This window comes from Pseudomonas haemolytica (assembly GCF_009659625.1).
Taxonomy (GTDB): Bacteria; Pseudomonadota; Gammaproteobacteria; order Pseudomonadales; family Pseudomonadaceae; genus Aquipseudomonas; species Aquipseudomonas haemolytica.
In genome coordinates this window covers 506,007-519,862 of the sequence record NZ_VOIW01000005.1, presented here as the reverse complement: position 1 = coordinate 519,862, position 13,856 = coordinate 506,007, and the positions used below count along the sequence as shown (strand labels likewise).

The 13,856-nt window shown below is 60.8% G+C and carries 10 protein-coding genes; 9 read left to right on the top strand and 1 reads right to left on the bottom strand.

Annotated features, from left to right (window positions below; translation table 11 throughout):
- Positions 1-196: 196 nt before the first annotated feature.
- The gene (locus FRT59_RS18950; protein ID WP_153872006.1) at positions 197-664 is read left to right on the top strand and encodes a M10 family metallopeptidase C-terminal domain-containing protein; all 468 of its coding nucleotides are present in this window, start codon (positions 197-199) and stop codon (positions 662-664) included.
- 2 nt (positions 665-666) lie between these two features.
- On the opposite strand, the gene FRT59_RS18945 is transcribed toward FRT59_RS18950, so the two are convergent.
- On the bottom strand, positions 667-1,452 hold the full coding sequence (locus FRT59_RS18945) for a helix-turn-helix transcriptional regulator (protein ID WP_153839851.1): 786 nt from the start codon (positions 1,450-1,452) through the stop codon (positions 667-669).
- A gap of 199 nt (positions 1,453-1,651) precedes the next feature.
- Between FRT59_RS18945 and FRT59_RS18940 the strand changes: the two genes are divergently transcribed.
- The 8 genes from FRT59_RS18940 to eprS all read left to right on the top strand — a co-directional run bounded on the left by FRT59_RS18940 (position 1,652) and on the right by eprS (position 13,851).
- Positions 1,652-3,016 (top strand): APC family permease, encoded by a 1,365-nt coding sequence (locus tag FRT59_RS18940; protein WP_034119535.1) that lies wholly within the window; start codon positions 1,652-1,654, stop codon positions 3,014-3,016.
- A gap of 9 nt (positions 3,017-3,025) precedes the next feature.
- Complete coding sequence (locus FRT59_RS18935; RefSeq protein ID WP_153872005.1) at positions 3,026-4,129, top strand: DmpA family aminopeptidase; 1,104 nt, start codon at positions 3,026-3,028, stop codon at positions 4,127-4,129.
- A gap of 368 nt (positions 4,130-4,497) precedes the next feature.
- Complete coding sequence (locus tag FRT59_RS18930) at positions 4,498-5,946, top strand: serralysin family metalloprotease (RefSeq protein ID WP_153872004.1); 1,449 nt, start codon at positions 4,498-4,500, stop codon at positions 5,944-5,946.
- A gap of 46 nt (positions 5,947-5,992) precedes the next feature.
- Entirely contained in the window at positions 5,993-6,361 is a 369-nt protein-coding gene (locus FRT59_RS18925) for a protease inhibitor Inh/omp19 family protein (protein ID WP_153839855.1), read from the top strand.
- A gap of 102 nt (positions 6,362-6,463) precedes the next feature.
- Entirely contained in the window at positions 6,464-8,215 is a 1,752-nt protein-coding gene (locus FRT59_RS18920; protein ID WP_153872003.1) for a type I secretion system permease/ATPase, read from the top strand.
- The gene (locus FRT59_RS18915) at positions 8,212-9,525 is read left to right on the top strand and encodes an HlyD family type I secretion periplasmic adaptor subunit (RefSeq protein WP_153872002.1); all 1,314 of its coding nucleotides are present in this window, start codon (positions 8,212-8,214) and stop codon (positions 9,523-9,525) included. Before FRT59_RS18920 ends, FRT59_RS18915 begins: the two co-directional genes overlap by 4 nt.
- Before the next feature lie 2 nt (positions 9,526-9,527).
- Positions 9,528-10,862: a TolC family outer membrane protein gene (locus tag FRT59_RS18910; protein ID WP_034119683.1), complete on the top strand. Its 1,335-nt coding sequence runs from the start codon at positions 9,528-9,530 to the stop codon at positions 10,860-10,862.
- Positions 10,863-10,893: 31 nt separating this feature from the next.
- Entirely contained in the window at positions 10,894-13,851 is a 2,958-nt protein-coding gene (gene eprS / locus FRT59_RS18905) for an autotransporter serine peptidase EprS (RefSeq protein ID WP_153872001.1), read from the top strand.
- The last annotated feature ends 5 nt before the right edge of the window (positions 13,852-13,856 follow it).

Here is a 13,856-nt window from a genome sequence, read left to right as displayed (position 1 = left end):
CTGGTTACAAGCTGAGCCAGCTTTCCTGACGTTCGGGTGCCTATCAGTAACTGGCGGATTAGCTTGAGTTGATAATGGCGTCATATTTTGTACATTTAATGTCAACTATTCAGGGTGGAAAGTGTTGTTCGCCGTGTGAGAGATTCCGATCTCCAATACGTAACACTTTCAACTTACTTCCTGAAAGGTGACTTATATGTCCTCTATACAAACCCTTCCAACTGGCGGTACCTGGACTTACCCAGAAAACAGCCCTCCCACTTTACGCGGCACAGACCAGCGCGAGCGCCTGGAAGCCAACCGCGGCGAGCCCTCGGTGCTTATCGGCGGCGGTGGCGCTGACCAACTGGTGGGCCGCCAAGGTGAAAATAAATTCAAATATGAAAAAAGCACCGACTCTCTCAGCGATGACCCGGACATCATCTTGAATTTCAATCCGAAGGAAGATGAAATTGATGTGTCGTCAGTATTGAAAGATAGCAACATAGCCGCCATCAATATACAGCCAGGCCCACCGGTGGACGTGGGTGACGTGCAATTGACCCACGAGTTTGGTGTCAGCACCTTGAACATCAAGGTCAGTTCGCAGGGGCCGAACTTTTCCGTGCGCGTTGATGGTGTAAATCTATTGCCGGAGCATATTAACTTCTTTCATTCGGATTAAACCTACGGGTTCTCCAGATCATGCCCCAATGACTGGATAAACAATGAGAACAGCTCGGGCTGTGACGAAATATCCAGCTTGGCGTACAAGTGCCTGCGGTGCACTTTTACGGTGTCTGGCGAAATCTTCAGGCGTTCGGCCATGGCCTTGGAGGAGAACCCCCGCAGTACCAGGCGGGCGATTTCCAGTTCGCGTTCCGACAGCACGCCACAACCGAAATGGCTCAATGCGTCTCTGATCTGACTGTCCATCGCCGGTGCGCGCTGGTTGCTTTGCTGCCAATGCTGTTGCATCAGCGGGAGCACCCAGGCGGCCAGCGTGGTCAGCAACCCGGCTTCCTCAAAGCTGAAGCGCCGCTGCATGCCCAGTGACAGTGACAGCGTCCCCGCGCCGGGCAATTGCAGGATCAATTGCACCTCGTCTTCCAGCACGTTGTCATGGAAGTAATTGAGGAAGTATTCACTCTGGCGGAAATGGTCCGGCGCCACTTCCTCCAGGCGATACACGCCGCTGGCGTAGTTCTCGCGGCACGCCTGGTAGAACGGGTCGAGCAGGTACAAGCCGTTGAGGTAAACCAGCATCGACGCCGGTTTGCTGCTCGGCTGGGCGTCGTACTCTTCCAGGGCCTGGGGTGGGCCGTCCAGCGGGTAGAAAATCGCCAGGGCGTTATCGAAGGGCAGGCATTGATGCAGCAACAACACCAACTGTTTCCAGAAACGCTCGGTGCCGATCTGTGACAGGGTGCGGCCCAACCCCGCATGCATGCCGATTTCCCTGAACAGGCTCATGTCACTGCCTCCTACCCTCAAAAGATCGGCCAAGGGTTCGGCTTTTAGCGGGCACCGTCAAGGGGAGTACGCCAATAGGGGAATTGGCCGATAGGCTCCCAGCCGATAACGTCGCGATTATTCACCGGGAAGCATATCCCGGAAAATCATCATTTTTCGTTTCTGCCTCACACCAAAAACAACGACAGAGGATAACGATATGAGCGCTACCCCCGCGCCCGATGGCGTGCTCAAGCCCACCCTGAGCGTCTTTGATGTAGTGGCCATTACCGTTTCCGCGGTGACGCCGGCCAGTTCCGTATTCGTGATCGCCCCGTTTGCCATTCAGCAGGCGGGCAGCGGTGTGTTCCTGGCGTTTGTGATGGCCGCGTTGCTCGCGTTGATGTTCGCCTTTTGTTACGCCGAACTCGGCCGCGCCCATAACAGTGCCGGTGGCGAGTACGTGTATGCCAAGCGCGTGTTTGGCGGCATGGCCGGCTACGCCACGTTCTTGACCGTGCTGGTGATGTTGCTGTTTATCCCGCCGGTATTGGCCACCGGTGCAGCGACATACCTGAATAACGCACTGGGCACGAAGTTCGACTCCCAGACCGTGGCCCTGGTCATTGTGGTATGTAGCTATGCTCTAGGCATCCTCAATATCAAGCTCAATGCCTGGATCACCGGTACCTGCCTGCTGTTGGAAGTAGCGGCGTTGCTGGTGATTGTGTTTATCGGCTTCGGTAATCCTGTGCAGCCGGCCAGCGTATTATTCCAACCGCAGATCGTCGAAAACGGCGTGTTGCACCTGGCACCCTGGGCCCTGGTGATCGGCGCTGTCGGCATCGGGCTGTTCTCGTTCAATGGCTACGGCCCGGCGGTGTTGCTGGCCGAAGACATGAAGTGCGGCGGCAAGGGCGTGCACAAGGCGGTGTTGTGGTCCCTGGGTTTGGTGGTGGTGATCGAGCTGGTGCCGATCACGGCCTTGTTGATTGGCGCGCCGTCCCTCAGTGCGATGATCAGCAGCCCTGATCCCATCGGCTACCTGCTGACCAGTCACGGCAATGAAACCCTGTCGCGCCTGGTCAGCGCCGGGATCTTCCTGTCGGTGTTCAACGCCATTGTCGCCATCGTCATCCAGATTGGCCGGGTGGTGTTCAGCAGTGGTCGCGATGCGCTGTGGACGCCGAGCATCAACAAGCTGTTCACGCGTATTCACCCACGCTGGGATTCGCCGTGGCTGGCGACGCTGTTCCTGGCGATTCCTTCGGCGCTGTTGAGCTTTAGCTCGAACCTGGCCGACCTGACTTCGTTCAGCGTTTTGCTGATCATGCTGGTGTACCTGGTGGTGGCGTTGAGCGCGCTGATGAGCCGGGTGCTGCTGCGTGATCGCGAGCATCCCTATCGCATGCCGTTGTGGCCGCTGCCGGCCTTGCTGGCGGTGCTCGGCGCGGGTTATCTGCTGGTGACCTTGATCCTCGAGGCGTCGGTGCGCGACATCATGATTATCATCGGCTTGCTGGCCCTGTCGGTGATTTTGTATTGCATCAGTGGCCGGCTGAGTCCGGCGTTCCAGAAATTGTAAGGAGTGGGTATGCGTGCACGTCAATTGGGTATCACGTTGGGGCTGGGCACGCCCGGCGAATTGAATGCCATCACCGATGTTCCCGGGGTACGCGTGGGTCACAGCACGCTCAAGACCCGTGTCGACGGCAAGCAGGTGCGTACCGGTGTCACGCTGATCCAGCCGCGTGCCGGGGAGGCACGGCATCAACCGTGTTTCGCCGGTTACCACGTGCTCAATGGCAACGGCGACGCTACCGGCCTCGAGTGGATCAGCGAGGCAGGGCTGTTGACCACGCCGATGGCCATAACCAACACCCACAGCATCGGGATCGTGCGTGACACCCTGATTGCCCTGGAGCGTGAGCGCCTGGCGGACCCTGCGGTGTACTGGTGCATGCCGGTGGTCATGGAAACCTATGACGGCCTGCTCAACGATATCTGGGGCCAGCATGTGCAACCTGAGCATGTGCGCCAGGCCTTGGATCAGGCTGAAACCGGGCCGGTGCAGGAAGGTGCCGTGGGCGGCGGCACCGGCATGATCTGCCACGAATTCAAGGGCGGTATCGGCACCGCGTCGCGACGTTTATCGGCGGAGCAGGGCGGCTGGACCGTTGGCGTACTGGTGCAGGCCAACCATGGCAAGCGCCAGGAACTGCGGGTCGATGGCTACCCGGTGGGGCGCCACTTGATGGACATCCCTTCACCTTTCGCCGAGCGTGGTACCCCCGGCATGGGTTCCATCGTGGTGATTATTGCCACGGACGCACCGTTGCTGCCCCATCAATGCAAGCGTCTGGCGCAGCGCGCATCCATCGGCATCGGGCGCACCGGTGGCGGCACTGAGGACTCCAGCGGTGACCTGTTCCTGGCCTTTGCCACCGGTAACCACGATTTACCGCCGGCAGACTATGGGCGCAAGGATCTGCCACTCAGCACACCGTTGCGGATGGTCAATAACGATCATATCTCGCCGCTGTTCAGCGCCGCCGCGGAGGCCGTGGAAGAAGCAATTATCAATGCTATCCTGGCCGGTGAAGACATGAGCACGGAGGAGGGCGTCAAGGTCCCGGGCCTTGCCGGCGAGAGCCTTTTGCAAGCGTTGCACAGGTGTGGCTGGAGTATGTCCCGGTAATAGGGGGCACGTACTTTAAATAGTCCGAGTAGTGGCTCTTTAATGTTGCTAATGACACCGTGACAATATATTGGATCCATTATTCAAGTGCGCCGCTCAACTAGAGCGGCTTTACTGCTATTTAATATTTAAATATGACGCCGCCAAACCGGTCAGGCAAAAAGCAAGCGTTCCCAGTAAACACTGCGTACGACTTCATCAAGTTGAACCTGCGTCACATTTTTCCTGTGGAAATAGTTGTAGACGAAAGATTTCAAGTTGTGTCAGTTTTCTTACGCCTTCAAAAGAGGTGAGTGATAGGACTATCCTCGCCCGCGAGGTTCCTATCGAACAAAGACTGATGCACTTGCAAACAAGGAAGTACGTTTATGTCAAAAGTAAAAGACAAGGCTATTGTATCTGCCGCGCAAGCCAGCACTGCTTACTCGCAAATCGATAGCTTCAGCCATCTTTATGACCGCGGCGGCAACCTGACGGTCAACGGTAAACCGTCGTTCACTGTGGACCAGGCGGCTGACCACCTGCTGCGCGAGAATGCCGCGTACCGGGACGTAGATGGCAACGGCAAGATTGATCTGACCTATACGTTTCTCACCTCGGCTTCCCAGGCAACCATGAACAAACATGGCATCACCGGGTTCAGCCAGTTCAACACCCAGCAGAAAGCACAGGCCGTATTGGCCATGCAATCCTGGGCTGATGTGGCCAACGTGACCTTCACCGAGAAAGCCTCGGGCGGTGACTTCCACATGACGTTCGGCAACTACAGCGGCGGCCAGGACGGCGCAGCGGCGTTTGCCTACCTGCCGGGCACCAACGACAAGTACCATCAAAGCGGACTTGATGGCACCTCCTGGTACCTGACCAACAGCAGCTATACGCCGAACAAGACGCCAGACCTGAACAACTATGGCCGTCAGACCCTGACCCACGAAATCGGCCACACCCTGGGCCTGGACCACCCTGGCGACTACAACGCCGGGACCGGCAACCCTTCCTACAAAGACGCGGACTATGGACAGGACACGCGTGGCTACAGCGTCATGAGTTACTGGAGCGAGAGCAATACCAACCAGAACTTCAGTAAAGGTGGCGTCGAGGCTTACTCCTCAGGCCCGCTGATCGACGACATCGCCGCGATCCAGAAGCTCTACGGTGCCAACTACAGCACCCGCGCCGGTGACACCACCTACGGGTTCAACTCCAACACCGGGCGTGATTTCCTCAGCGCCACATCCAATGCCGACAAGCTGGTGTTCTCGGTATGGGACGGTGGCGGCAACGACACCCTGGACTTCTCTGGCTTTACCCAGAACCAGAAAATCAACCTCAATGAGACCTCGTTCTCCGACGTTGGCGGCCTGGTGGGCAACGTGTCCATCGCCAAGGGCGTGACCGTCGAAAACGCCTTTGGCGGCGCGGGCAACGATCTGATCATTGGTAACCAAGTCGCCAACCTCATCAAGGGCGGGGCCGGTAACGACCTCATCTACGGCGGTGGCGGTGCGGACCAACTGTGGGGCGGCGCCGGCAACGACACGTTCGTGTACGGTGCCATTTCCGACTCCACGCGATCGGCTGCGGACAAGATCTTTGACTTCACCTCGGGTTCCGACAAGATCGACCTGTCGGGCATTACCAAAGGTGCAGGCTTGAGCTTCGTCAATGCATTTACCGGGCATGCCGGCGATGCTGTGCTGAGCTATGCCTCGGGTACCAACCTGGGCACCTTGGCCGTCGACTTCTCCGGGCACGGCGTGGCGGATTTCCTCGTCACCACCGTTGGCCAGGCAGTCGCCAGCGACATCGTGGCGTGATGTAAAGCGCGGCGCCCCGGCGCCGCGCTCCAGGATGGAGCAGAAAATGCCGCGTTTTTCTCATTTGATCGCCTGTGCTTCGCAGGTGTTGTTCGTGTCGGCAGGAGCCCACGCAATGGCTAGCAGTCTGGTATTACCGACCCCCGCCCAGTTGGCCGGGCATTGGGAGTTGAAGCAGCAGGGCAAGGTGTGCGCGCTGGAGTTATTGGAGCAAGCCAACGCCTTGGAAGGCGATATCGCGTGTGTGGCGCAGTGGCTGGGGGAAAAGCCGTTGACCTGGTCACCTACCCCCGACGGTATCTGGCTGATGAATGCCGAAGGCAGCGGTATTACTCATCTGAATCGCCAGAAAGAAGGTGAGTATGAAGCTCGCACTAAGACCGGTGAAGTGGTTGTACTGCAACGAATACCTTAGTTAAAGTTATAAGCATATAACTCGATTTAATAGTTGGCCGTGCCCTGTTTTTGGGCAAGGGTGACTATTGCGCGCAATTCGCTCCAAGGAAGATTAAATAATATGGCGAAGTCCCATGGGGTTGCGCCCTTATTCAGGGCGTTGGGTGAATACAAGAGTATTTTGATCAGCGTCGGCTGCTTTACGGCACTGATTAACCTGTTGATGCTGGTGCCGTCGATTTACATGCTGCAAGTGTATGACCGCGTATTGTCCTCCCAGAATGAAACCACCCTGGTGATGTTGACGCTGATGGTCGTGGGCTTCTTTGCGTTTATCGGCCTGCTGGAAGTGGTGCGCAGTTTTGTCGTGATCCGCATCGGCAGCCAGTTGGAGCGGCGTTTCAACCTGCGCGTGTACAAGGCCGCGTTCGAACGCAACCTGCAGCGCGGCCAGGGGCATGCCGGGCAATCCCTGGGCGACCTGACCGCTATCCGCCAATTCATCACCGGGCCTGCGCTGTTCGCGTTTTTCGATGCGCCGTGGTTCCCGATCTACCTGTTCGTGATTTTCCTCTTCAACGTGTGGCTTGGCGTGCTGGCCACAGTCGGCGCGGTGCTGTTGATTGTGCTGGCCTGCCTGAATGAATACCTGACTAAAAAGCCATTGGGCGAGGCGAGTATCTTCTCCCAGCAGTCGACCCAGTTGGCCACCAGCCACTTGCACAACGCCGAGACGATCCAGGCCATGGGCATGCTCGGCGCGCTGCGCAAACGCTGGTTCGCGGTGCATTCGCAATTCCTGGGCTTCCAGAACAAGGCCAGCGACACCGGTTCGGTGATCAGCTCCCTGAGCAAATCCCTGCGCCTGTGCCTGCAATCCCTGGTGCTGGGCCTTGGCGCCTACCTGGTGATCAAGGGCCAGATGACCGCCGGGATGATGATCGCCGGCTCCATCCTGATGGGTCGCGTGCTCAGCCCCATCGACCAGTTGATTGCGGTGTGGAAGCAATGGAGCTCGGCCAAACTGGCCTACCAGCGCCTGGATGAACTGCTGCGCGAGTTCCCGCCGGAAGTCGAGCAGATGGCGTTGCCGGCCCCCAAGGGCCAGGTCAGTTTCGAGCAGGTCAGCGCTGGCCCGCCAGGGCGGCGCATGGCGACCTTGCATCAAGTCAGCTTCACCCTGGCAGCCGGCGAAGTGCTCGGCGTGCTGGGCGCGTCGGGCTCGGGCAAGTCCACCCTGGCCCGCGTGCTGGTGGGTGTCTGGCCGACCCTGGCCGGCACCGTGCGCCTGGACGGCGCCGATATTCACCGCTGGGACCGCGACGACCTCGGCCCGCATATCGGCTACTTGCCCCAGGATATCGAGCTGTTCAGCGGCAGCATCGCCGACAACATCGCGCGTTTTCGCGAGGCCGACCCGGAGCTGGTGGTCAAGGCCGCGCAGCAGGCCGGGGTACATGAATTGATCCTGCGCCTGCCTCAAGGCTACGACACCGTGTTGGGCGACAGCGGCGGCGGCCTGTCCGGCGGCCAGAAGCAACGCGTAGCCCTGGCTCGCGCCCTGTACGGCGGGCCGCGGCTGATCGTGCTGGACGAGCCCAACTCCAACCTCGACACCGTCGGCGAAGCCGCGCTGGCCAGCGCCATCATGCAGATGAAAGCCCAGGGCAGCAGCGTGGTGCTGGTCACCCACCGATCCTCGGCGCTGGCCCAGGCCGACAAGTTGCTGGTGCTCGGTGAAGGCCATCTACAGGCGTTCGGGCCGAGCCAGGAAGTGCTGCGGGCGTTGGCCGGGCAGCAGGAAGCGCCGAAAGAAAAAACTGGTGTCAGCTTCAGTCGTCAGTACCAGGCCGGAAGGAATCCAGGCGCATGAGCAGCATTACTGTTGAACCTCGTTTTAAAGAGCGCAACGCCGGCTTCTTCGTAAAAATGGGCTGGCTGCTGACCATTGTCGGTGCCGGCAGTTTTTTCCTCTGGGCCAGTCTCGCACCGTTGGATCAAGGCATTCCGGTACAAGGCACCGTAGTGGTGTCCGGCAAGCGCAAGGCCGTGCAAACCTTCAGCCCCGGCGTGGTCAGTCGGATCCTGGTGAAGGAGGGCGAGTTGGTCAAACAAGGCCAGCCGCTGTTCCGTCTCGACCAGACCCAGAACCAGGCCGATGTGCAATCCCTGCAAGCCCAGTACCGCATGGCCTGGGCCAGCGTGGCGCGCTGGCAGAGCGAGCGTGACAACCTGCCCGGCATCACTTTTCCCGCTGAACTGAGCGCCAATCCCGATCCTGCCCTGATGCTGGTGCTGGAGGGCCAGCGCCAATTGTTCAGCAGCCGCCGCGACGCCTTCGCCCGTGAACAAGCCGGTATTCGCGCGAGCATCGAGGGTGCCACCTCACAGTTGGGCGGCATGCGCCGTGCCCGCAGTGACCTGACCGCCCAGGCGCAATCGCTGCGCGATCAGCTCGGCAACCTGCAACCGTTGGCCGACAACGGCTATATCCCGCGCAACCGCCTGATGGAATACCAGCGTCAGTTGTCCCAGGTGCAACAGGACCTGGCGCAGAACGCCGGGGAAAGCGGGCGCATCGAGCAGGGCATCCTCGAGTCGCGCCTCAAGTTGCAGCAGCACAGCGAGGAATACCAAAAGGAAGTGCGCAGCCAATTGGCCGACGCGCAACTGCGCAGCCTGACCCTGGAACAGCAACTGACCTCCGCCGGCTTCAACCTGCAACACAGCGAAATCAATGCCCCGGCCGATGGCATCGCGGTCAACCTCAGCGTGCACACCGAAGGCGCCGTGGTACGCGCCGGTGAAACCCTGCTGGAGATCGTGCCCCAGGGCACGCGCCTGGAAGTGGAAGGGCATCTGCCGGTGCATCTGGTGGACAAGGTCGGCACGCACTTGCCGGTCGACATCCTGTTCACCGCCTTCAACCAGAGCCGTACGCCGCGGGTGCCGGGCGAGGTCAGCCTGATTTCCGCTGACCAGATGCTCGATGAAAAAACCGGCCAGCCGTATTACGTGCTGCGCACCACGGTCAGCGAGGCGGCGCTGGAAAAACTCCACGGCTTGGTGATCAAGCCCGGCATGCCCGCCGAGATGTTCGTGCGCACGGGCGAGCGGTCATTGCTCAATTACCTGTTCAAGCCGCTGCTGGATCGCGCCGGCTCCGCGTTGACTGAGGAATGAGCATGAAGTCAGTGTTCATTTCGCTGTTGCTGGTGTGCGGCAGTGCCCAGGCCGCCATGGGCCCGTTCGATGTGTATGAGCAGGCCCTGCGCAACGACCCGGTATTCCTCGGCGCCATCAAGGAGCGCGACGCCGGCCTGGAAAACCGCACCATCGGCCGCGCCGGGCTGTTGCCGAGGCTGTCCTATAACTACAACAAGGGGCGCAACAATTCCGAGGCGCACTTGCCTGATGGGCGCGGTGGCAGCTATCGCGACGACCGCAACTACAACAGCTACGGCTCGACCTTCAGCCTGCAACAGCCGCTGTTCGACTACGAAGCCTATGCCAACTACCGCAAGGGCGTGGCCCAGGCGCTGTTCGCCGATGAAAGCTTTCGCGACAAGAGCCAGGCGTTGCTGGTGCGGGTGTTGAGCTACTACACCCAGGCGCTGTTTGCCCAGGACCAGATCGACATCGCCAGGGCCAAGAAGAAGGCGTTCGAGCAACAGTTCCAGCAGAACCAGCATTTGTTCCAGCAAGGCGAGGGCACCCGTACCGATATCCTTGAAGCTGAATCGCGCTATGAACTGGCCACCGCCGAAGAGATCCAGGCCCTGGATGAGCAAGACGCCTCGCTGCGGGAGTTGGGCGCGTTGATCGGCGTGCAAAGCGTCAACATCAACGACCTGGCACCGCTGAACCAGAGCTTTGCCGCGTTCACCCTGAGCCCGGCCAACTACGACACCTGGCATGAACTGGCGATCAGCAATAACCCGACGCTCGCCTCACAGCGCCAGGCCCTGGAAGTGGCGCGCTATGAAGTGGAACGCAACCGCGCCGGGCATTTGCCGAAAATCACCGCCTATGCCAGTTCGCGCAAGCAGGAATCCGACAGCGGCAACACCTACAACCAGCGCTACGACACCAACACCATCGGCGTCGAAGTGAGCATGCCGCTGTATGCCGGTGGCGGCATCTCGGCCTCCACCCGCCAGGCCAGCCGCGCCATGGAGCAGGCCGAGTACGAGCTGGAAGGCAAGACCCGCGAAACCCTGATCGAGTTGCGGCGCCAGTTCAGTGCCTGCCTGTCCGGCGTGAGCAAGCTGCGCGCCTACCAGAAAGCCCTGGTCTCCGCTGAAGCGTTGGTGGTGTCGACCAAGCAAAGCATCCTCGGCGGCGAGCGGGTCAACCTCGACGCGTTGAACGCCGAGCAGCAGCTGTACAGCACCCGTCGCGATCTGGCCCAGGCGCGGTATGACTACCTGATGGCCTGGACCAAATTGCACTACTACGCGGGCAACTTGCGTGACACCGACCTGGCGAAGGTGGACGAGGCGTTCGGCCCCGTGAAATGAGCATCCATAACAACAAATAAGGATGGTTTAAATGATCACTGATTCATCGCGTTTCAAACCCTTCACCGCAGGTTCCTTGCTACTGCTGTCCGTTGCGGCGCAGGCGCAATACGCCGAGACCGGCCAGCCGGGCAACCCGGCCAGTTGGCGTTCGGCCGAGTACCAGAGCGACTGGGGCCTGGGGCGTATGAAGGCCGATGAAGCCTACGCTGCCGGAATCAGCGGCAAAGGCGTGAAAATCGGCGCGCTGGACTCGGGGTTCGACCCCATTCACCCAGAAGCCTCCAAAGACCGCTTCCATGCGGTCACCGCCGCCGGCAGTTATGTGGATGGCAGCGCGTTCAGCACCACCGGCGCGCTCAACCCCAACAACGACTCCCACGGTACCCACGTCACCGGCACCATGGGCGCCGCCCGCGACGGCGTGGGCATGCATGGCGTGGCGTATAACGCGCAAGTCTATGTGGGCAACACCAACGCCAACGACAGCTTCCTGTTCGGCCCGACCCCCGATCCCAAGTATTTCAAGGCGGTGTACACCGCCCTGGTGGATTCCGGCGTGCGCGCCATCAACAACAGCTGGGGCAGCCAGCCCAAGGACGTCAGCTACCAGACCCTGGGCGACCTGCACAAAGCCTACGCCCAGCATTACAACCAGAGTACCTGGCTGGACGCCGCGGCAGATGTGGCCAAGGCGGGCGTGATCAACGTGTTCAGCGCCGGCAACAGTGGCTATGCAAATGCCAGCGTGCGTTCGGCCTTGCCGTATTTCCAGCCGGAACTGGAAGGCCACTGGCTCGCGGTGTCGGGGCTGGATAAAGCCAATAACCAGAAATACAACAAGTGCGGCATCGCCAAGTACTGGTGCATTTCCACCCCGGGCGCGCTGATCAACAGCACCATTCCCGACGGCGGTTATGGGGTCAAGTCCGGTACCTCGATGTCAGCGCCCCATGCCACCGGCGCGTTGGCACTGGTGATGGAACGCTATCCCTATATGACCAACGAGCAGGCGTTGCAGGTGCTGTTGACCACCGCCACGCAACTCGATGGCTCGCTCACCCAGGCGCCTAACGCCATTGTCGGCTGGGGTGTACCGGACCTGGGCCGGGCGATGCAAGGCCCGGGGCAATTGCTCGGGGCGATGGACGTGAGTCTGGCAGCCGGGCAGGGCGATGTGTGGAGCAATGGCATCTCTGACCAGGCCTTGCTCCAGCGCCAGGCCGAAGACCGTGCCGAGCATACCGCCTGGCAGCAGACCCTGATCGACAAGGGCTGGCAAAACGGCGTGGGCGCCAATGCCAGCCAGCAGGACCAGACCGACTACGCCATCGGCAGCGCCCGCGACCAGGCCGCCGCCAACCGTGTGTACGAGGGCAGCCTGATCAAATCCGGCGCCGGCAGCTTGGCGCTCAACGGCGACAGCACCTATCGCGGCGCAACCACCGTCAACGGGGGCCTGTTGGCGGTGAATGGTTCGCTGACCTCGGCGGTGACCGTGAACAACAGCGCTACCCTGGGTGGTTCCGGGCGTATCGCCGCGTTGACGGTGAACAGTGGCGGCCGCGTGGCACCGGGCAATTCCGTGGGCACCTTGCAGGTGGCGGGGGATGTGAACCTCGGCGCGGGCTCCACCTATGCGGTGGAACTGACGCCCACCAGCAGCGACCGCATTGTCGCGGGCGGCAAGGCCGTACTGGGCGGCGGCACGGTCACGTTGGCGCTGGAAAACAGCCCAACCTTGCTTAGCCAAAGCCAGGTGCAAGGCCTGATTGGCCGGCAGTACTCGATCCTGGAAGCGGCAGGCGGTATCCAGGGCCAGTTCGGGCAAGTGCTGCCCAACTATCTGTTCCTCGGAGGCACCCTCGACTACGCCGCCAACGCCGTGCAACTGAACGTGGGGCGCAACGACGCAAGCTTTGCCAGCGTCGCCGCCACCCGCAACCAGCGCAACGTAGCGGCGGCCGCCGAGCAACTGGGCAGTGGCAACCCGGTGTATGAAAGCCTGCTGCAGTCGCAGTCGGTCGCCACGGCTCAACAGGGTTTGCAGCAACTGTCGGGTGAGATCTACCCCGCGGTGGGCGCGATGCTGATCAACGACAGCCTGCAACTGCGCAACGCCGTGGGCGAGCGCCTGCGCCATGTGCCGGTGAGCGGCGAAAGCAACCTGTGGTTCAAAGCCCTTGGCGCCTGGGGCAAAACCGACAGCCGCAGCGAAACGGCGGGCTCCACCACCTCCATCGGTGGCCTGCTGGCGGGCGTGGATGGCGCGTTGGATGAGCAGACCCGCATCGGTGTGGTCGCCGGCTACAGTGACAGCTCTTTGAATATGGGCAGCGGCACGCATTCATCGGCGTCCATCGACAGCTACCACTTTGGCGCGTACGCCGGGCGCGAGCTGGGCGACTGGCGCCTGAGTGTCGGCGGTGCCTACAGCTGGCATCGCGGCGACGTGAAGCGCGACCTGCAATGGGGTGACGTCAGCGGCAAGCAAAAAACCAAGCTGGACGCGACCACGGCGCAGCTGTTCACCGAAGCCGCGTACCGCATTCACTTGCAACCGCTGGCGTTGGAGCCGTTCGCCAACCTGGCCTACGTGCACCTGAACAGTGAGTCCTTCCACGAAAAAGGCGATGCCGCCGCCCTGGAACGCGGCAGTGACCGGCGTGACGCGGTGCTCAGCACCCTTGGCGTACGCGCGCTGAAAACCCTGGCCCTCAATGACCACCAGCAATTGGAACTGTCTGGCTCGTTGGGCTGGCAACACAGTCTGACCGCGGTGGAGTCCGAAGAGCAGTTGGCGTTTGTCGCAGGCGGGCCTTCATTTGCCGTGCGCAGTGCACCGTTGCTGCGTGACGCCGCGTTGGTAGGCGTGCAAGCAAGCCTGGCGCTGAACGCATCGACGCGGGTCAACCTCGATTACAACGGCCAGTTGGGTGGGCGCGAGAAAACCCAAGGCGTGGGCTTGAGCCTGAACTGGCAATTCTGAAGACA